This is a genomic window from Acinetobacter sp. X9, from assembly GCF_054889255.1.
This window is the reverse complement of sequence record NZ_CM142679.1, coordinates 774833-795210: the sequence shown is the minus strand read 5'-3', so window position 1 is coordinate 795210 and position 20378 is coordinate 774833. Positions and strand designations below refer to the sequence as shown.

21 protein-coding genes are annotated in these 20378 nt (G+C 38.7%); 11 read left to right on the top strand and 10 right to left on the bottom strand.

Annotated features, from left to right (window positions below; all coding sequences use genetic code 11):
• Nucleotides 1-107 precede the first annotated feature (107 nt).
• Nucleotides 108-632: a YecA/YgfB family protein gene (locus ACYU0V_RS03965; protein ID WP_002116105.1), complete on the bottom strand. Its 525-nt coding sequence runs from the start codon at nt 630-632 to the stop codon at nt 108-110.
• 74 nt (nt 633-706) lie between these two features.
• On the bottom strand, nt 707-913 hold the full coding sequence (locus ACYU0V_RS03960; RefSeq protein WP_002116495.1) for a PA3496 family putative envelope integrity protein: 207 nt from the start codon (nt 911-913) through the stop codon (nt 707-709).
• 358 nt (nt 914-1271) lie between these two features.
• On the opposite strand from ACYU0V_RS03960, the gene rpoD reads away from it, so the two are divergent.
• The 6 genes from rpoD to ACYU0V_RS03930 all read left to right on the top strand — a co-directional run bounded on the left by rpoD (nt 1272) and on the right by ACYU0V_RS03930 (nt 7851).
• Nucleotides 1272-3158 carry an RNA polymerase sigma factor RpoD gene (gene rpoD / locus ACYU0V_RS03955; protein WP_461849140.1) on the top strand — a complete coding sequence of 629 codons (1887 nt, stop codon included), beginning with the start codon at nt 1272-1274 and terminating at the stop codon, nt 3156-3158.
• 97 nt (nt 3159-3255) lie between these two features.
• Nucleotides 3256-3543: a YbeD family protein gene (locus ACYU0V_RS03950; RefSeq protein ID WP_002116017.1), complete on the top strand. Its 288-nt coding sequence runs from the start codon at nt 3256-3258 to the stop codon at nt 3541-3543.
• 202 nt (nt 3544-3745) lie between these two features.
• Entirely contained in the window at nt 3746-4399 is a 654-nt protein-coding gene (lipB, locus tag ACYU0V_RS03945; RefSeq protein ID WP_005064548.1) for a lipoyl(octanoyl) transferase LipB, read from the top strand.
• A gap of 81 nt (nt 4400-4480) precedes the next feature.
• Nucleotides 4481-5014, top strand: a complete 534-nt coding sequence (locus ACYU0V_RS03940; protein WP_005072911.1) for a hypothetical protein — start codon at nt 4481-4483, stop codon at nt 5012-5014.
• A 1-nt stretch (nt 5015) separates the two neighbouring features.
• A complete protein-coding gene (locus ACYU0V_RS03935; RefSeq protein ID WP_017386748.1) occupies nt 5016-6200 on the top strand; it encodes an iron-containing alcohol dehydrogenase in 1185 nt (394 codons plus the stop codon).
• Between the two features lie 265 nt (nt 6201-6465).
• A complete protein-coding gene (locus ACYU0V_RS03930) occupies nt 6466-7851 on the top strand; it encodes an APC family permease (protein WP_014207482.1) in 1386 nt (461 codons plus the stop codon).
• 37 nt (nt 7852-7888) lie between these two features.
• Here the strand turns inward: ACYU0V_RS03930 and ACYU0V_RS03925 are convergent, their stop codons facing one another.
• Nucleotides 7889-8449: a flavodoxin family protein gene (locus ACYU0V_RS03925; RefSeq protein ID WP_005064539.1), complete on the bottom strand. Its 561-nt coding sequence runs from the start codon at nt 8447-8449 to the stop codon at nt 7889-7891.
• A gap of 117 nt (nt 8450-8566) precedes the next feature.
• Between ACYU0V_RS03925 and ACYU0V_RS03920 the strand changes: the two genes are divergently transcribed.
• A complete protein-coding gene (locus tag ACYU0V_RS03920; RefSeq protein WP_002116344.1) occupies nt 8567-8947 on the top strand; it encodes a winged helix-turn-helix transcriptional regulator in 381 nt (126 codons plus the stop codon).
• A 62-nt stretch (nt 8948-9009) separates the two neighbouring features.
• Here the strand turns inward: ACYU0V_RS03920 and ACYU0V_RS03915 are convergent, their stop codons facing one another.
• The 7 genes from ACYU0V_RS03915 to rplU all read right to left on the bottom strand — a co-directional run bounded on the left by ACYU0V_RS03915 (nt 9010) and on the right by rplU (nt 14803).
• Nucleotides 9010-9483, bottom strand: a complete 474-nt coding sequence (locus ACYU0V_RS03915) for a tRNA (cytidine(34)-2'-O)-methyltransferase (RefSeq protein WP_002116042.1) — start codon at nt 9481-9483, stop codon at nt 9010-9012.
• 43 nt (nt 9484-9526) lie between these two features.
• Complete coding sequence (gene cysG, locus ACYU0V_RS03910; protein ID WP_206224171.1) at nt 9527-10900, bottom strand: siroheme synthase CysG; 1374 nt, start codon at nt 10898-10900, stop codon at nt 9527-9529.
• A gap of 67 nt (nt 10901-10967) precedes the next feature.
• A complete protein-coding gene (gene serS, locus ACYU0V_RS03905; RefSeq protein WP_005072887.1) occupies nt 10968-12239 on the bottom strand; it encodes a serine--tRNA ligase in 1272 nt (423 codons plus the stop codon).
• A 118-nt stretch (nt 12240-12357) separates the two neighbouring features.
• A complete protein-coding gene (locus ACYU0V_RS03900) occupies nt 12358-13158 on the bottom strand; it encodes an RsiV family protein (protein WP_141315993.1) in 801 nt (266 codons plus the stop codon).
• Nucleotides 13159-13272: 114 nt separating this feature from the next.
• A complete protein-coding gene (gene lolA, locus ACYU0V_RS03895; RefSeq protein WP_004789378.1) occupies nt 13273-13968 on the bottom strand; it encodes an outer membrane lipoprotein periplasmic chaperone LolA in 696 nt (231 codons plus the stop codon).
• Nucleotides 13969-14215: 247 nt separating this feature from the next.
• Nucleotides 14216-14473 (bottom strand): 50S ribosomal protein L27, encoded by a 258-nt coding sequence (gene rpmA / locus ACYU0V_RS03890; protein ID WP_002116037.1) that lies wholly within the window; start codon nt 14471-14473, stop codon nt 14216-14218.
• An 18-nt stretch (nt 14474-14491) separates the two neighbouring features.
• Nucleotides 14492-14803, bottom strand: coding sequence for a 50S ribosomal protein L21 (rplU, locus tag ACYU0V_RS03885; RefSeq protein WP_000271409.1), 312 nt, complete (start codon nt 14801-14803; stop codon nt 14492-14494).
• A gap of 441 nt (nt 14804-15244) precedes the next feature.
• Between rplU and sdsA the strand changes: the two genes are divergently transcribed.
• The 4 genes from sdsA (at nt 15245) to adeI (ending at nt 20378) form a co-directional block, all read left to right on the top strand.
• On the top strand, nt 15245-16222 hold the full coding sequence (gene sdsA / locus ACYU0V_RS03880; RefSeq protein WP_002116233.1) for an All-trans-nonaprenyl-diphosphate synthase: 978 nt from the start codon (nt 15245-15247) through the stop codon (nt 16220-16222).
• Between the two features lie 14 nt (nt 16223-16236).
• On the top strand, nt 16237-18297 hold the full coding sequence (locus tag ACYU0V_RS03875; RefSeq protein ID WP_461849129.1) for a site-specific recombinase: 2061 nt from the start codon (nt 16237-16239) through the stop codon (nt 18295-18297).
• A gap of 182 nt (nt 18298-18479) precedes the next feature.
• Nucleotides 18480-19106 carry a phosphatase PAP2 family protein gene (locus ACYU0V_RS03870; RefSeq protein ID WP_086265312.1) on the top strand — a complete coding sequence of 209 codons (627 nt, stop codon included), beginning with the start codon at nt 18480-18482 and terminating at the stop codon, nt 19104-19106.
• Between the two features lie 24 nt (nt 19107-19130).
• On the top strand, nt 19131-20378 hold the full coding sequence (gene adeI / locus ACYU0V_RS03865; RefSeq protein ID WP_002116482.1) for a multidrug efflux RND transporter periplasmic adaptor subunit AdeI: 1248 nt from the start codon (nt 19131-19133) through the stop codon (nt 20376-20378).

Sequence of the window (20378 nt, the reverse complement as noted above, 5' to 3'; positions counted from 1 at the left end):
TTAAAGGGCATTTAGATTTCTAACTGCCCTTTTTATTTGTACAAATTAATTTTTTTACAATAAAAAACGCCCTAGAAAGGACGTTATTTATTATTTCTTCTAATACATTAATTTGGCGTATGATACATCAAGTATAATTCATTCAAATTATCTGGGATTTCTTCTGCCAGTTCATCCATTAACTGTCCATTACGACGGAAAGATTCCATCTGTGGATCTTCTTCATCAATTCCACTAAATACCATCATTGGTAAAGTTAAATCAATTAATTGTTCTTCATATTCAGGTGCAAACCATGCATCTTCATTTAAGAACATCGCATCAACAAATCCAACACTCCAATCGCCTAAGCTAGACTCAACATCGGCTTCTTCAATTTCAAACGGAAATTCAATTCCATTTTCATTTGCTAAGTCTTGTCGAATTGACTCTAACCACGCTTTGATCTGCTGAATAATTTCGGCAGGAACTTTTTTATGGTTATTATCAAATAATTCATCTAACCAACGATCAAACTGAGGGCCTACTGCAATTGCACACAGAAAACCATGAGTTGCAGCGAAATCCAGACCATACTCATTGTGGTCTCCATCTAGATATTCACTTAATTGGTCTAAATCTAACGCACTCATTGTGTTACCTGACTATAAAAAAGAAATCTACGATAGCATAGCATCTAAGCTGACGATGCCCTATTCAGATTTGATTAGTCTTCATCATCAAGATCATCATCGTCTAAATCATAATCAAAATCTTTTAACTCACGCTCTAAACGGCGTTGGGCTAATAGATCATCAATTAATCTACGTTTTTCTAATGATTCTTTCGCAGTGATTTTGCCTGATGACTCATCAAAACCGACATCATCATCATCACCGTAGTTATCATCTAGTTCAAAATCTGTAGAAGACACTAAAACTACCTCTAATGAAAAAATGTGAATGGGTCTAGCCGCTATTTATCTTTCTTATTTAACTGTGTCAAGTTTTATTTATATTTTTTTCATTAAACTGCATATTTGTGCTTTTTTTCACCCAAAAAATTGTGTATTTATAAAGCTGAACTATTTTTTTGATCAAAAAAAAATTCTATGATCTTTTCGATGATTTAAGCTTGAAAAAAATGATTTTAGCCCAATATTCAAAAAACAGACGTGAATTCAAAGATATTTTTTATTTAACGGTTACTGATCAAAGCCAAAACATTTCAAGCAAATTGTGCTATCATGCACGGTTTTTCACTGCCACAGATTCAACAAAGAGTAAGCAAAGATGAGCGATATGCATTCCCCTACTTCTCAAGTAGCGGCTCTGATTAGCCGAGGCAAAGAACAAGGTTACTTAACTTACGCTGAGGTTAACGATCATCTGCCGGACTCGATTACTGAAAGCGAACAGATTGAAGACATCATCCAAATGCTTCAAGACGTTGGTATTCCTGTACACGAGCGTGCACCTGAATCTGACGATACCATGTTCGGTGAGTCGGCTGACGCAACTGATGAGGTTGCTGAAGAAGAAGCTGCTGCCGTACTTGCATCGGTTGAAAATGAGCCTGGACGTACGACAGACCCTGTACGTATGTACATGCGTGAAATGGGTACAGTTGAGCTGTTAACCCGTGAAGGTGAAATCAGCATTGCCAAACGTATTGAAGAAGGTATCCGTGATGTCCTTAATTCAATTGCTTACTGGCCAAATGCTGTTGAAGTTGTATTAAAAGAATATAATGATTTTTTAACTGGCGAACGCCGTCTTGCAGATATTTTATCTGGCTACCTCGATCCTGAAACCGATGAAGATATCCCTGAAGTTTTAGAAGAAGTTGAAGAGCTTGAGGAAGAGGACGAATCATCTTCAAAATCAACCAAAGAAGTTAAGCTTGATGATGACGATGAAGAAGAAGAGTCTGAAGGTGATGATGACTCTGAAGGTGATTCAGGACCAGACCCAGAAGTTGCAAAAGTTCGTTTTACTGAACTTGAAGCTGCTTGGACTAAAACAAAAGCTGTTGTTGAAAAGCATGGTCGTAACAGTCCAGAGGCTGAAGAAGCTTTAGAAGCTTTAGCTACTGTGTTCATGATGTTTAAATTTACACCACGTTTATTTGACATCATCTCTGAAATGATTCGCGGTACACATGAGCAAATTCGTGCCAATGAACGTGAAATCATGCGTTATGCAGTACGTCGTGGCCGTATGGACCGTACTCAATTCCGTACATCTTTCCCTAAACAAGAATCTAATCCAGCTTGGTTAGATGAACAAATTGCTAAAGCACCTGCTGAAATTAAGGCGCATTTAGAAAAAGTTCGTCCAGATGTTTTAGCATTCCAGCAAAAGATTGCAGATATTGAGAAAGAGCTTAGTTTAAGCGTTGCTGAGATTAAAGATATCTCTAAACGTATGGCTATTGGCGAAGCGAAAGCACGTCGTGCCAAGAAAGAAATGGTAGAAGCCAACCTCCGTTTGGTAATTTCGATTGCGAAGAAATATACTAACCGTGGTTTACAGTTCCTTGACTTGATTCAAGAAGGGAACATTGGTTTGATGAAAGCTGTAGACAAGTTTGAATACCGTCGTGGTTATAAATTCTCGACTTATGCAACTTGGTGGATTCGTCAGGCGATTACCCGTTCGATTGCCGATCAGGCTCGTACGATTCGTATTCCAGTACACATGATTGAAACGATTAACAAGATCAACCGTGTATCTCGTCAATTGTTACAAGAAATGGGGCGTGAACCAACACCTGAAGAATTAGGTGAACGTTTAGAAATGGACGAAGTTAAGGTTCGTAAAGTACTTAAAATTGCTAAAGAGCCTATCTCAATGGAAACACCTATTGGTGATGATGAAGATTCACATCTTGGGGATTTCATTGAAGATCAAAACATCACTTCTCCAATTGATGCTGCGACTTCAGAAGGCTTAAAAGAAGCAACTCGTGAGGTATTGGAAAACTTAACTGAACGTGAAGCAAAAGTATTGAAGATGCGTTTTGGTATTGATATGCCAACCGATCACACACTTGAAGAAGTAGGTAAACAATTTGATGTAACACGTGAACGTATCCGTCAGATTGAAGCGAAAGCATTGCGTAAATTACGTCACCCTTCTCGTTCTGAACACTTACGTTCTTTCTTGGAAAATGACTAAGTTTTGAAAGCTTGAAATTTCAAAACCAAGCCCCATTTAATAGAAAGAGCTATAAACGCCTGCGATAATGCAGGCGTTTCAAATCATGAGGTAACTTATGTTAGACCGCACTCCATCTCGCGAACTACAAGAACATCTTTGGGTATTTCCGATGGATTATCCAATTAAACTTATTGGCGATGCGGGTGAAGAATTACGTGTTGCTGTAGTCGATATTTTGGTAAAGCATTTTCCAGACTTCGACCACTCAACATTAAAAGTTCAAGAATCTCGCACCGGCAAGTATCATTCTTTAACAGCACAATTGCGCTTTGAAGAATTGGAACAAGTTCATGCACTTTATGCTGACTTGGCTGCTTGTCCGCAGATTAGAACTGCGCTTTAATTTTAAGTTCTTCAATAAATACCACAGTCAGGCATTCTTACTGTGGTATTTTTTTGGAAATTTTACAACCTAACGACCACGAAAAACCTTACAAATATTTAGAATTCCTTTTATAAAATCCTTTAAAATTACAGGGTTTTCGGCTTTTATCTAGTAGATATGATCTGGGTGCCGCATAAACTAATTATAGGAAGATATTGTGATGAGCCTTGATAAACCTAACTTAATCATTCGGCAATGGAACGATTTACAAGATTATCAAAGCAAATTTGAAACCATGAAACTCTTAACAAATGAGCGAGATCAAGATACGCCCGATGAGTTATGGTTACTTCAACATCATAATGTTTTAACTCAAGGTCAAGCTGGTAAACCTGAACACATCCTAATTTCATCAGATATTCCTGTAGTACAAACTGACCGTGGTGGACAAGTGACTTGGCATGGACCCGGTCAACTTGTGGCTTACTTCATGTTTGATCTTAATCGTCTAAAGTGGAACGTACGCACATTGGTCAGTTTTGCTGAACAATTCATGATAGATGTTTTAAAAAAATACGGAATTGAAGCGTATGCAAAGCCAGATGCACCAGGAGTTTATGTGGATGGTCGTAAGATTGGTTCCCTAGGTTTTAAAATTCGTCGTGGCCGTAGTTATCATGGATTAGCATTAAACTTGGACTGTGCTTTAGATGGGTTCCAAACTATTAATCCTTGCGGTTACGCAGGCTTAGAAATGGTGCGTATACAAGATTTGGTGACTCCTTATCCATCATTCACTCAACTTTGCCAAGACTTTATTGAGTATATTAAGAACACTGGGTACTTTAATGACCCAGAAGTCAAAACTGAATAAATCGCTTTGCGATGAAATAAAAATAGATTAGAGTAATTACTCTAAATTTGCTTTTGCATAATTTTAACAAGGGATACGCGAGTGATTTCAACAAAAGCTGTAAAGCCTACTCTGCAACTTGCCTACGTTAAGCTCATGATGGATGTTGTTGGTCGTGGCTTAGTCATGGCAAGTCAAGTGGACACTGAAATACAAGAGGAAGTATCTAAATTTCCTGTTCACTTTGTACTTTCAATGAATGTTTTCCCAAATGGACCAGCATTTTTTGCTCGAGTCACAGAAGACAAACAGTTAGAGCTACTCAAAAGAGCTGAAAGAAAGCCAGACTTAACGATTACATTCAAACATGTAACTCATGCATTTTTAGTATTTTCTTTTCAAGAAAGTACTGCTCAAGCATTTGCGAATGACCGAATGATTGCTGATGGTGATGTATCTGCTGCCATTCGCCTAGTACGCTGTCTAAATAAAATGGAATCTCTTATTTTACCTAAATTGGTTGCGTCTCTTGCAGTCAAAGAATACCCAACCGAACTCACCCTAAAAGAAAAATTCAACGAAGCTGCAAATATTTACTTAAAAGTAGCTAAGTCCTATTTCAAGCGGAGCGCATAACATGGCTAAACCATATTACGAATTCTTTTGTCCTGTAAAAGTCATTGCTGGTAATGCTGCGTTAGAACATATTCCGTTTGAACTTGCGACTTTAGGCGCAAAACGCCCTCTTATCATTACAGATAAAGGTGTGCGCGCAAATGGCTTACTCAACCCGATTGAAGCTGCATTCAGCACGACTGATGCTGTCATTGGTCATGTGTTTGATGATGTTCCACCAGACTCAAGTTTAGAAGTCGTTCGTCTTGCCGCAGAAGCTTATCGCAAGAATAAATGTGACGCGATTATTGCGGTAGGTGGTGGTTCAGTTATTGATACCTCAAAAGCAACTAACATTTTAGTGTCTGAAGGCGGAGATGACTTACTTCAGTATTCTGGTGCACACAACTTACCAAAACCATTAAAACCATTTTTCGTAATCCCAACTACATCAGGTACGGGATCTGAAGTGACTATGGTTGCCGTGGTTTCAGATACGCAAAAGAATGTTAAATTGGCATTTGCCTCTTATTACTTAATGCCACATGCAGCGATTTTAGATCCACGCATGACACTTACACTGCCACCTCATTTAACTGCAATGACAGGTATGGATGCCTTAACACATTGTGTTGAAGCATATACATGTATGGCTGCTAACCCACTTAGCGATGCTTATGCAAGTGCTGGAATTAAAAAGATTAGTGAAAATCTATTTAATGTTTTAGAAAATCCAAACGACTCCCAAGGTCGATTAGAACTAGCACAAGCCTCTACAATGGCAGGTATTGCGTTCTCTAACTCAATGGTAGGCCTTGTACATTCTTTAGGTCATGCTTTAGGTGCTGTTGCTCACCTGCCTCATGGTTTATGTATGAATTTATTCTTACCGTATGTACTTGAATATAATAAGCAGGTAAATGGCCAAAAAATTGGTGAATTACTATTGCCATTAGCTGGTGCTGATATCTATGCACAAACTCCAGCAACTCAACGTGCAGACAGAGCGATTGCAACAATTTTAGCAATGCGTGATCGTTTATTTACTTTAACCAAGTTACCACGTACTTTACGTGAAACTGGCAAAGTAACGGAAGCACAGCTCGATGAAGTTGCAGAAAAAGCACTAAATGACGGCTCAATTATTTACAACCCTAAAGAAGCAAGCCTAAAAGATATCCGAGAGATCTTACAAAAGGCATGGTAATTCGATAGGTTAAACTCGAGACTTAAATCTAAAGACCTGATTTTTATATAAAATCAGGTCTTTTTTATCACTGTGAATTTTTATTCATCTTTTTATTTGGAAATATGGCAAAAAATTTGCTAAAAAATCGATGAAAGTACTGACAATTTGCATCAATTTAGGATAGATTGGCGCACTTTATCTTTTTCTGTAGGGGGGATCGTTCGTCTCAAACGATCCTTAACACCAAGCTGATCCTTGATCAACGATTATGAGGATAACGCCGTTGACAAATTTATCTGGGACTAAACCAACAGCTAAACTTCAAAAGAATCTTGTGCTTTGGCACATTATTATTATTGGTTTAGCTTATATTCAGCCATTAACGTTATTCGATACTTTTGGTTTAGTATCAGAGCGAAGTGGCGGTCATGTACCAACTTCCTACATCTTTGCATTAGTCGCAATTTTATTAACATCGATCAGTTATGGACATATGATTAAGCGCTACCCTTCTTCTGGGTCAGCTTATACGTATGCTCAAAAATCAATTCACCCTAATGTTGGTTTTATGGTGGGTTGGTCTTCTTGGTTAGACTATTTACTGTCACCGCTTGTTAATATTATTTTGGCAGATATTTATCTAAGAGCTCTTTTTCCAGAGGTAAATAACTGGTTATGGGTGATTGGTTTAACCACCCTAATGACTGTTATTAACTTATTTGGTGCACGATTTGTCGCACGCTTTAACAGTACGATCGTTATTATTCAGCTTGGCGTAATTTTTTATTTCGTTTATCAGGTATACATTTTACTCACTCAAGGTGTATATGCAGATGGAACTTTAAATCCGGATAAAGCTGCCTTGTGGTCATTAACTCCTTTTTGGAACGACATGACATCTGTAAGTGCTTTAATTGCTGGTGCAACTGTACTCTGCTTCTCTTTCACAGGGTTTGATGCCTTATCTTCTCTTGCTGAAGAAACAAAAGATGCAGAGAAAACGCTGCCAAAAGCTATTTTTACGACAGCATTACTTGCAGGTATTATTTTCATTGTAAGTACTTACTTCATCCAATTATATTTCCCTAGTAACCCAAATACTTACTTCAATCCTCTGGATGAATCACAGCCTGTGATGGTTGCTGCGATTGGTAGTATTGCGTTTAAAACTTTGGTTTTATATTTTGCTGTAGTTGCTGTTATGGCATCAGGTATTTCTGCTCATGCTGGTGTATCTCGTTTAATGTATGTAATGGGACGTGACGGCGTAATCAATAAGAAATTATTTGGTCATATTAGTCCAAAATTGCATACTCCAACTTACAACATTCTTATTGTAGGTGTAGTTGCTTTATCTGCTGGTTTCTTAGATCTTGAGCATATTGTCAACTTGATTAGTTTTGGTGCTTTAACCGCTTTTAGTTTTGTTAACTTCTCTGTTATTTCTCGCTATGCATTAAGAGATGGCAAGAACAAAACGTTTAAAGACATCATCAACTATATTGTTATACCAACACTTGGTTTTGCCAGTGTGTTTATGATGTGGCTAGAAATTGATAAGCTTGCCTTACAAATTGGCTTAGCTTGGGCCGTTATTGGTGTAGGTTATTTGGCCTACAAAACCAAAGGATTCAAATATAATGCTCCACAGCATAATGAACATGAATAATAAAAAAGGCGCTTAAAGCGCCTTTTTTATGGTCAAATTAACCAAAAATTTTGTTCACAATATTTTGTACACGTTGAGCATAGAGTTTCGCTGTTTCAAGGTCTCCAGCAGGAACTTCCTCTACACTTGCATCAGAAGGCGATTGAACTAAAAGTCCAACTGAACCACCTAAGTTATTTACATCTTCACGTGTTGCATCTTTTGTATTCGCTGGTAATAAACCAAGGCTTACCCAAATTCCACCATGTTGCGATGCTAAAGTCTGTAATTGAATAAGAGTAACCTGCTTATCCCCATTTAAGCTCGCGCTGTTTGTAAAGCCTGCAAATACTTTATCTTGCCAACCACGCGTAAACCAAACTTTTGAAGTTGCATCAGCAAACTTTTTAAACTGCCATGGTGCTGTACCCATATAAGTTGGAGCACCAAAAACAATCCCCTTCGCATCATTTAATGTCTGCCAATCTTGCTCAGTAATATTACCCTCTTGATCAATTTGGATGAGCTGAGCATTAATTTCGTTTGCAAACGTTTCAGCCACTACTTTGGTATGGCCATAACCAGAGAAATATACAACCGCGATATTAGAGTTAGACATGGGAGCAAACCTTTGTTTTATTAAATTCCACTTTATGATATATTTTAGAAACTAGGTGTCAATTAGTTACTAACTGGTAACTATGGTAATTTTTTAAGAAATTAGCAGGTAAATAGTATGAATGAATGTCTAAAATATAATGTTTTTCAACAACATTGCCCTGCTCGTTTATTTTTTGAAAAAATTGCAGATAAGTGGGTTTTATTAATTTTAAATGTGCTTGAAGAGGAAACTCAGCACTTCAACTTGCTCAAAAAGAATATTCAAGGTATTTCGCCTAAAGTCTTATCACAGAAGTTAAAAATGCTGGAAAGAGACGGTTTTATTGAGCGTAAAATTCAGAATACATCTCCTATTCGTGTTGATTACTCACTCACTTCTCTGGGGCAAAATGTCGCTTCAATGGCGTTCCAATTAAAGGAATGGGCCGAAACCAATATTGAACAGGTTTTAGCAGCCCAAATGACTTATGATGAAAAAGTGCTAGAACAGGCTTAATTAGATTTATATAAAAAATAAGGCCACAACTGTGGCCTTATTCTTATTTAAAAACTATTAACTTATCCTAAGTTTTTAAAACCCTGCTGACGCCATGCTTCATAAACAATCACAGCCGTTGCATTAGATAAATTTAAACTTCTTGAATTTTCCGCCATTGGCAAACGAATCCACTGTTCTTGTGGAAACATCAAGCGAACATGCTCAGGCAAACCGCGTGTTTCTGGTCCCATCAGTAAAGCCACAGGTCGATTCAAATCAACTGTATGTGGAGTTGCAGAACCTTTAGTGGTGAGTGGAAAAACATGCTCAACCCCTTTAGCTTTCAAGTCGGCAAGGCAAAGTTCTATGTTGTCCCAAATTTGCATACGTGCCCATTCATGATAATCAAGGCCTGCTCGTTTGAGCTTTTTATCATCCAATTCAAAACCTAAAGGCTTGACCAAATGTAACTGTGCACCAGTATTAGCACATAAACGAATGATATTGCCTGTATTGGCAGGAATTTCAGGCTCGTATAGGACAACATGAATCACAAATTTTCTCGACTTTAATAACCAGCAATAAACTCAAATGAACTTATTGCCATTTTAACTGTTCACGTAAATTCACCACTTCACCAATAATGGTTAAAGTTGGTGCTACGATATGATGTTCAGACACTTTTGTTGCGATATCAGCTAATGTTCCAACTACAACTTTCTGGTCTGGTGTGGTTCCCTTAGAGATTAAAGCTACCGGCATATCAGCACGTTGGCCATGAGCAATAAGTTGCTCACAAATGCGTTCTAAACCAACTAGCCCCATATATAAAACCAAAGTTTGATTTTCATAAACCAACTCATTCCAAGGAAGTTCAGGTGAACCTTCCTTTAAATGCCCAGTCAAGAAACGAACACTTTGTGCATAATCACGATGTGTTAATGGGATGCCCGCATAAGCTGAACAGCCTGATGCTGCTGTTATGCCTGGTACAACTTGGAAAGTGACATTCGCCTCAACGAGCTCTTGAATTTCTTCACCACCACGCCCAAAGATAAACGGATCACCACCTTTTAGACGACAAACACGCTTTCCTTTTTGAGCATATTCAACCAGTAAAGCATTGATGCCATCTTGGGGAACAGAGTGATTCGAACGCGCTTTACCCACATAAATTTTGGTCGCATCACGACGGCAAAGTTCTAAAATGGGTGCAGAAACAAGACGATCATAAATCACAACATCAGCTTGCTGCATAAGACGTAATGCTTTTAGTGTCAGTAACTCTGGATCACCCGGCCCAGCGCCTACCAAATAAACTTCACCTTTAGGTGCAGTCCATTCTGTTAAGGCTTGCTGAATCAAACCATTTGCAACTTCTAAATTGTCATTGAAAACTTGTTCTTTCAATGGGCTAGCATAGAGGTTTTCCCAAAAAATCCGACGCTCATCTGGATTGGGAATTTTTTCTTTTACCTTCTTACGCCACTGACCAGAAAACTCAGCCAACTTACCCATGCCATGCGGAACAATTGTTTCTATTTGAGTACGAAGTTGTCTTGATAAAACTGGTGATGCACCATTTGAAGCGACAGAAATAATTAACGGAGAACGATCAATAATAGCTGGAACCATAAAGCGACAATGTGGAATATCATCAACACTATTGACCAATAAATTACGCGCTTCACATTGTTCAAAAACAGCTTTATTCACTTGCGCATCATTAGTTGCAGCAATCACTAATCGATATGGTGTATTTAATATTTTTTCAGCAAAGGACTCGGCAAAATACTCTCCGCCTGTCGTTTTGACTAACTGTAAAAGCTGCTCTTCAATTGCGGGAGCAATAATATCGATTACTGCTCCCGCCTTGGCTAAAAGGTTTGCTTTGCGCAATGCAATATGCCCACCACCCACAATCAGACAATGTTGCTGTTGCAACTTTAAAGAGATTGGAAAAATATCCACCTTAAACCTCTACATTAATCATCTGATTTGGGTTAAGCAAAAACCGTGCACAATTTAGATGCAAAGCTTAGTCAATAAACGTTGCACCACCCATATATGGGCGTAATACTTCTGGAATCTCGATAGAACCGTCTTCACGTTGGTAATTTTCCATTACAGCAAGCAAAGTACGTCCAACTGCCAGACCTGAACCATTTAGTGTGTGCACCAATTCGGTCTTCTTTTGATCCATTCTGTAGCGTGCTTTCATGCGGCGTGCCTGAAAATCACCCATATTAGAGCAACTAGAGATTTCACGATAAGTATTTTGGCTTGGAACCCAAACTTCTAAGTCGTAAGTCTTAGTTGCACCGAAGCCCATGTCACCACCACAAAGCAGAATTTTGCGGTATGGCAAACCTAGTGCCTGCAAAATGCCCTCAGCATGTGCAGTAAGCTCTTCAAGTGCTTGCATAGATGTTTCAGGTTTAACGATTTGCACCATCTCAACTTTATCAAATTGGTGCTGACGAATTAAACCACGGGTATCACGTCCATAAGAACCAGCTTCACTACGGAAACATGGCGTATGCGCTGCATATTTTAAAGGCAAACGTTCGGTATCAATAATCTCATCGCGAACGAAGTTAGTAACTGGAACTTCTGCTGTAGGGATGAGGTAATATTCTTTTTCACCTTGAAGTTTGAATAAATCTTCTTCAAATTTTGGCAACTGACCAGTACCACGAAGTGAATCAGCATTGACCAAATAAGGCACGTAAGCTTCTGTATAGCCATTCTTTAAAGTATGGGTATCAAGCATGAACTGTGTTAATGCACGTTGTAGGCGTGCTAAAGAACCTTTCAATACGCTAAAACGTGAACCAGTCAATTTAGTAGCGGTTTCAAACTCTAAACCACCCATCCACTCACCTAAATCAGTATGATCTTTGATTTCAAAATCAAACTGACGAGGTGTACCCCATTTTGAGATTTCAACGTTATCATCTTCATCTTTACCAGCAGGAACAGACTCATCTGGTAAGTTAGGAATACTCAGCGCTTTTTGTTCAATCTCGTTTTGTAACTCTGACAAAGCAACTTCAGCAGCTTTGATTTCGTCACCAATGGCTTGCATACGCGCCATGATTTCAGAAGCATCACCACCGGATTTTTTAATCTGACCCACTTGTTTTGCACCGGCATTACGTTCTGCCTGCAATTTTTCAGTTTTTGATTGCAAATCTTTACGGCGAGTTTCTAAAGAAGCCCATTCTTGAACATCTAATTGAACACCGCGTTTTGCCAAAGCCGCATTAACGGCTTCAATATTATTTCTGAGTAACTTAGGGTCGATCATAATCAATCATAATATGGGTAAAAAACTGGCTATAGTGTAAGGCCTTAACACTAAAAAATATAGTGATCATCTTCATAACGAATAGCTTTCACACAATTGTTAGAATAGATCACTAGTTTTACAAGTTATAGTTTGGCACACTTGGTAAGTACTCAGGTTTAATGAACTTATTCGCCTCAAAATACGGCAGGGTTAATTCAGACATTCCCTCTGCATATGAAGCTAGCTCATAAATTGGATAGACAAATACAATGCCATTAGCACCATAGTAGAAATTATCGCTTAATTGCAGTTTTTCACGAGTAATATTGTGCTCTTGAAGCCAGTTGGTATTTGCTTCAAAAAGTGCATCAACCAACTGTTTTTCAACATCTGGCTTAATAAGCTCTTCAACAGTAATGTGCTTTTTATTTAACAAATCAAAATTTACAAATTCTTGATGAGACATGCCATGTGCAGCACCTGCAGAATAGGAATAGGTCTGGAATGCAAAAGTTGCAAGATTATAATTTTGTCCTAAATAGCGAACATAAATTGCACTTTGGCTCGAACGAGGCTCGCCTTCAGGTACTTCGACTGGTTGATCTGCCAGATTTGCAAAAGCGTTCGGATCTGCTTTCTTTATACGATTGGTGAAGTAATCATTAATCCACTTCTGATTGGTTTGTACCGTTTGAAAGTCATACTCAGTACAACCATCTTCTAAGCAAACTTTTGATTTTGGCAATTTTACTGGGATTACTTTTGCTTGAATTACAGGAACACCAGCCTCTTTCGTTTCTTTAACTTTTGCAGTCGAAGCAGCCTGCTCTTCTTTGGCTGCCGACTTTGGTTGACAACCAGTCACAATTGCCATTGCAGCCATTAATGGAAGAATACAAATAATTTTCTTATCGTAAAGTCGCATAATAATCCCCATGAATTTACCTATAACACTATACAAAGCGTAAGAATAAGACGGGGTTAAAAAATGTATCTGTCTCTCTTATATAAAAAAGCTACCGTGAAGGTAGCTTTTTTGAAGAGGCTTTAATTATTGGTCAATAACATCTGTACCTTTTGGCGGCGTAAAGTTAAAGACTGATGCCGGAATTGAAGCATTTACTTTAACGTTCTTAAAGCGTACATAGGTGGTTTGACCTAATGAGTCTTGTAATACCATAAGTGTAGGCGCTTTATTTGCTCCGAAGCTAATCGTTAAGCTTTGGAATGCCCCATCTTCTTTTTTAGGGAATAATGTGAAATAAAGTTTAGATTTATCGGGTTGTGTTACACGATAAGACTTCATGATTTGGTTGGTATTACCAGAGAGTAATAATGCTGGTGTATCTGCAACCTGATCATCTAAGCTTTGGCGGACCGCTTGTTGTAAATCTGGATCATAGATCCAAACTGTTTTTCCGCTCGTTACAATTGTTTGTTTAGCAGGACTTACTGTTTCCCAATAAAATTTCCCCGGACGTTCAACTTTCATTGAACCTTTAAATGTCTGGTTCATATGCTGTGCACTTAAACTCTTTTTCTGTGCCACAGTTTTTGTATTGGCTTTAGTTGTTTGTTCAAAGTCGGCAGTCAAACGCTGTAAACCTGATAACTGATTAACCAGGTTCCCAATTGCCTGTTGCTCCGGTGCTGCTACAGGCGCAGCAAACACTGTAGTACTCATTACAGGAGCAAGCACTGACGCGCTAAGTGTAATAGCACACATAGTTTTACGAAGCATATTCATGTCATCACCTTTTTAGTTGCTGTAAGACAACTTACTCTCTTTCAAAGTTATAAAGTTACGAAACTGAGTAAGCTCTTAATTCAAGACTCATATTAACCGACAAACTCTGTGCTAATCATTGAGAAAATAAGATATTTTGTTATGTTATTCATGTTGTTTGTAGAATTTCATTCATCATGATGAAGATGAATAAAAATAAATGCCATAAAAAAAGCCCACAAAATGTGGGCTTTTTTCGAGCTAAAACTTATACAGTTTCAACTTTTACGTAGCGACGGCCAAATTGACCTTTCACTTCGAATTTTACTACGCCGTCAGCAGTAGCAAATAAAGTATGGTCACGGCCCATACCAACATTTGCACCAGCGTGGAACTCTGTACCACGTTGACGAACGATGATGTTACCAGCAGTTACAGCTTGACCGCCGTAAACTTTAACACCTAACATTTTTGGGTTTGAATCACGACCGTTCTTCGTCGATCCACCGGCTTTTTTAGTTGCCATGTCTCTTACTCCTCGTGATTAGCCTGAAATACCAGTAATTTTCAACTCAGTGAACCATTGACGGTGACCTTGTTGTTTACGGTAGTGTTTACGACGACGCATTTTGATAATGCGGATTTTGTCGTGACGACCATGACCAATCACTTCTGCAGTTACTTTAGCGCCAGCTACAACTGGAGCACCGATTTGAATGTTGTCACCGTTTACAACCATTAATACATCATCAAATGTAATAGTCGCACCAGATTCAGCTTTCAATAATTCAACTTTAAGGGTTTCACCCTCAACTACACGGTGCTGTTTACCACCGCTTTGGATTACTGCGTACATAATGTACTCCAATCAGCCCGTGTCGTCGTGTCGATAAAGGGATATATCGATCTTAAAACGAACGCCACTGGGGTTATACAAGGCGACAGATTTTAAGTGAAATTTGATCAAACGACAAGTATTTTCTATATATCAATAAAGCATGTTCCCCTATTCTTACAAAATCAAACAGCTTGAACTCGAATTTAGCAGTTTTCATTGATTCTGAATGAAAATTAAAATACAGTTCCAGACACAAATTGCGTCAAGAACAAGTTGTATTAATGCTGATGTCATTAAATTTATTGTTTTGCCGGAAATATCGTATTTTGCTTAAATAAAGAACAAAGAACGCTAAAAGACAATAGAAATGATTAATATCAGCCACTTGTTAACCTATGCAACACATCTTTAATTGATACACTAACGCCACTTATCTACCAATACGGGGTTTTTCTTCATATGGTCATCGATTTCAAGCAAGACATTCTTGCGCCTGTTGCCTCAGACTTTGCTGCGATGGATCACTTGATTAATGAAGGAATTAGCTCAAAAGTCGGTTTAGTCATGTCTGTCAGCAAACATGTAGTTGAAGCTGGCGGAAAACGTATGCGCCCAATCATGTGTTTACTTGCAGCACGTGCTTGTGGTTTAGATAACATGGCAAATGCACAGCGTTTAGCTGCAATCATTGAAATGCTGCATACTGCGACACTAGTCCATGATGATGTGGTAGATGAATCTGGCCTTCGTCGTGGTCGTCCTACAGCAAATGCAACATGGAACAATCAGACAGCCGTTTTAGTCGGTGACTTCCTGATTGCTCGTGCTTTCGATTTACTGGTCGATTTAAACAACATGACTTTATTGAAAGACTTTTCAACAGGTACATGTGAAATTGCTGAAGGTGAAGTATTACAACTTCAGTCGCAGCATCAACCAGATACAACTGAAGAAACTTATTTAAAAATTATTCATGGTAAAACGTCTCGCCTGTTTGAGCTGGCTACAGAAGGTGCTGCTATTTTGGCGGGGCAAGAAGCGTACCGTGAGCCATTAAGATTGTTTGCCGGTCATTTTGGTAATGCATTCCAAATTATTGATGATATTTTAGACTACACCTCTGATGCTGAAACATTAGGTAAAAATATTGGTGATGATTTAATGGAAGGTAAGCCAACTTTACCGTTAATTTCTGCATTAGCACGCTCAACAGGTGAAGAGCATGCGATTATTCGTCGCAGTATCGCAACTGGTGGAGTAGACCAACTATCTCAGGTCATCGAAATTGTACAGAAGTCTGGTGCTTTAGATTATTGCAACCAACGTGCCCAAGAAGAAACAGAAGCAGCACTGCAAGCTTTATCAAACCTACCCGATACACCGTATCGTCAGGCTTTGATTAACTTAACTCAGCTTGCGTTACATCGAATACAATAGATATTATTTTGCCTATGCATATAAATTTTTCAGATCATTTTTTAAAAATAGAGAAGCAGCTTGAGGATCCTCAAGCTGTCATTGATGAAAATCTACTTATTGAACTCGTCAATGCCGTCCGCCCATCCAACCCACAAGATACGGATGAAATTAAGGAAAAAATACAGGCTTTAATTGAAAGTCTTTTGCGCACACCTACAGCGCCCTTCTTACTACAAACTTTTTTATTACGTTTAATTAATCGCTATAAACAAGTTAGTTTATATGCCGATAGCGGAATCTTGTCTTTAGATGGTTTCTGGAACCAGCTTGGGCAAAGACTCGGAGCACATTTTTTACCATTAATCGAAGACTCCAGCCAACTCAAAATATTAATTGGAAAAATTTTCTATCTAGAGAGTGACAAAATCTGGCTCAATAATATTGATGATGAAGATTGGGCAAATTTATTTAGTCTTATTGGGCAAAGCCAGAGTAATGTCGAAGAGAAGTTAGTCATTCAAAGTGAAATGATTAAAGCCATTACAGTCCTATCCTATCGAATTAGTGGAATTGGTCTTTATCCCGAATTTATTAACGCTCAGCCAGAATTAACAGAATATGAGTCGCCATTTTTAGTTCAGAACCGTGAAATTATTGAGTTTATTGAAAAATATAAAAAACAAGAAATTTCTGAACATGAAATTGCAGTTATTTCCCCGCCCGATGCATCACAAGCATTTGTTATGTTGGAACAGTGCCGAGATGTCGTTTTAAAAATTCGCCGTGCGACCAAAAGAATTGGTGTCAGCTTAAGTTTGACTTACTTACTATCATTACTTGAACAATGTCTTGATCGAATTGAGTTATTACTTTATCTGGTCGTAGATAACACTAAAGGAAAATATGTTTCTTTAGGACATCTTATTTCCGATTTAACCAAGGCACATTACAGCGAAAAAAGTGTTCGCTCATTACTCAGTACGACTAGTGAACTCATTGCCTTTCAGGTAACAGAAAATGCTAGCCGAACAGGTGAGCATTACGTAAGTACAGATACCAAAGGCTTCTGGGGAATGTATAAAGCTGCCGCTGGTGCAGGTGTCATTATTGCCTTTATGGCATCTTTAAAAATTCTTGCTGCAAGAATGACAATGGCCCCGCTCATGCAAGCCTTTACGTTCAGTATGAACTATTCGCTAGGTTTCATTCTGATTCATGTTCTGCATTTTACAGTTGCGACCAAGCAACCCGCTATGACGGCGGCAGCTCTTGCTGCAACAGTACAGCAACGTAAAGGCTCTAAAACGGCTCAAATTGCGGAGTTAGCGGCGCTTATTATTAATATTATCCGAACGCAATTTATTGCTATTTTGGGTAATATTTCAATTGCGATTCCTACTGCTGCACTCATTACTTTTGCTTGGCAGTTTTACCTTGATGAACCATTATTAACCCATACTAAAGCAACTTACCTCCTACACAGCCTAAATCCCTTTACTTCACTAGCAGTTCCACATGCGGCAATTGCTGGAGTATGTCTGTTTTTGTCAGGTCTCATTGCAGGATACTTTGACAACATGGCTGTTTACCGAAAAGTCGGCCCGCGTCTAAGAGCACATCGCCGGTTAGCTAGCTGGTTTGGACAAGATCGCCTTAACCGTTTTGCTGAATATATTGAACGTAATTTAGGTGCGTTAGCCGGTAACTTCTTATTCGGTATTATGTTAGGAAGTATGGGAACCATAGGCTTCATCCTAGGTCTACCTTTAGATATTCGTCATATTGCCTTTGCATCAGCTAACTTTATTCAAGGTTTAATGACTATTAACGGCAGCCCAGATATCGGTCTAATTATCGTGTCGTTTCTCGGTGTGCTATGTATTGGTCTCACCAACTTATTTGTGAGTTTTACATTAACGATTATTGTAGCACTACGGGCCCGTCGAGTTCGCTTTGAACAATGGAAACCTTTAGCCAAATTGGTCATGACTCATTTTCTAACTCGCCCAAGCGATTTTTTCTGGCCACCTAAACAACCATTAGAACTTGAAGAAAATACACCGACAAATCACGGGAAAAAATCGGATCACTAATAATTTGCTTTGTACACAGAATGTGAGTTTCGTCAATTTTGTTGTGATTGTTTTTCCAAATGTTAAAAAATTTTCAAAATGAATTTACGATGATCTATCAGGCTTGAAAAAAAGTGTACTGGCAAGTACACTTTTAACGGCTTTCAGTAGTGGACACTGCTTGAATAAGCAAAGGTATATACATGCCCTATATATTGCTTTTTATTGGTTGTATTTTTTTAGGATTAGGTATTCTTGGTCTTTTTGTGCCAAGACTTCAATCTTTGGATCTTCTCACCGTTCAAATATTGAGTGAAAATCGTTCAGATTATCTTAACTCTATTGCAATCTTTTTAGCACGTATAGGCGGTATGCCTTTTGTATGTTTTTTATCCTTTCTGGTATGTCTATATCAAGCATGGTATAAAAAATATATTACTGTTATTTTCATTAGCGTGGGTGTTCTTGGCAGTATCATCACGGGTTGGCTGCTCAAGTGGTGTGTTGACCGTCCAAGACCTCCACTGGCGTATCATATTGTCGAAAGTTATGGTGCATCGTTCCCAAGTGCACATAGTGTTTATGCATCAACACTGGCTTGTATGGCAATGATAATGTTATGCCATAAGCCCAACACTAACTCTCCTTATATCATTTTGATTTCCTGTCTTTGGTTTATCTGTATGGGGCTTTCAAGAATATATGCTGGAGTTCATTTTCCAACAGATGTACTCGCCGGTTGGGGCATAGGTTTTATTTGGATTGCACTGCTTTGGCTCTGGTTATTACAAACACAAAGTAGGTTAAGTAGAAAACAAATATATTTTTAGATTTTATCTAAACGAGGTGGAACAATGATGTCGGCTAAGCTTTGGGCTCCTGCCCTTACTGCTTGCGCATTAGCAACAAGTATCGCACTTGTTGGTTGTAGCAAAGGCTCCGATGAGAAACAGCAAGCTGCTGCTGCTCAGAAAATGCCGCCTGCAGAAGTAGGTGTTATTGTTGCTCAACCACAAAGTGTTGAACAAAGCGTTGAACTTTCCGGCCGTACTTCAGCATATCAAATTTCTGAAGTTCGTCCTCAAACAAGTGGTGTGATTTTAAAGCGCTTGTTTGCTGAAGGAAGTTATGTTCGTGAAGGACAAGCTCTTTATGAGCTCGATTCTCGAACTAACCGTGCAACGCTTGAAAATGCAAAGGCTACCCTTTTACAACAACAGGCAAATCTAGCTTCACTACGTACTAAGTTAAACCGTTATAAACAGCTTGTTTCGAGTAATGCTGTGTCTAAACAAGAATATGACGACTTACTTGGTCAGGTTAATGTTGCCGAAGCACAAGTTTCTGCAGCAAAAGCTCAAGTAACGAATGCAAATGTTGATCTTGGCTACTCTACAATTCGCTCACCAATTTCTGGTCAGTCTGGACGTTCTTCTGTAACAGCAGGTGCTTTAGTCACTGCAAACCAAACTGATCCTTTAGTGACGATTCAACAGTTAGATCCAATCTATGTTGACATTAACCAGTCTAGTGCCGAGTTATTACGTTTACGTCAACAACTTAGCAAAGGTAGTTTAAACAATAGTAACAACACGAAAGTAAAATTGAAGCTCGAAGACGGTTCAACTTACCCAATCGAAGGACAACTTGCTTTCTCTGATGCTTCTGTGAATCAGGATACAGGAACGATTACTCTACGTGCCGTATTCTCGAATCCGAATCATCTGTTACTTCCAGGCATGTATACCACTGCACAGATTGTTCAAGGTGTAGTTCCTAATGCTTACCTGATTCCTCAAGCTGCAATTACACGTTTACCTACAGGTCAAGCTGTAGCAATGCTTGTTAATGCCAAAGGTGCTGTTGAGAGTCGTCCTGTTGAAACCTCTGGTGTTCAAGGACAAAACTGGATTGTGACTAACGGTCTTAAAGCTGGTGATAAAGTGATTGTTGATGGTGTTGCCAAAGTGAAAGAAGGGCAAGAAGTTTCAGCAAAACCTTACCAAGCTCAACCAGCGAATCCACAAGGTGCAGCTCCAAATGCGACAAAACCGGCTCAATCAGGTAAACCTCAAGCAGAACAGAAAGCATCTAATGCATAA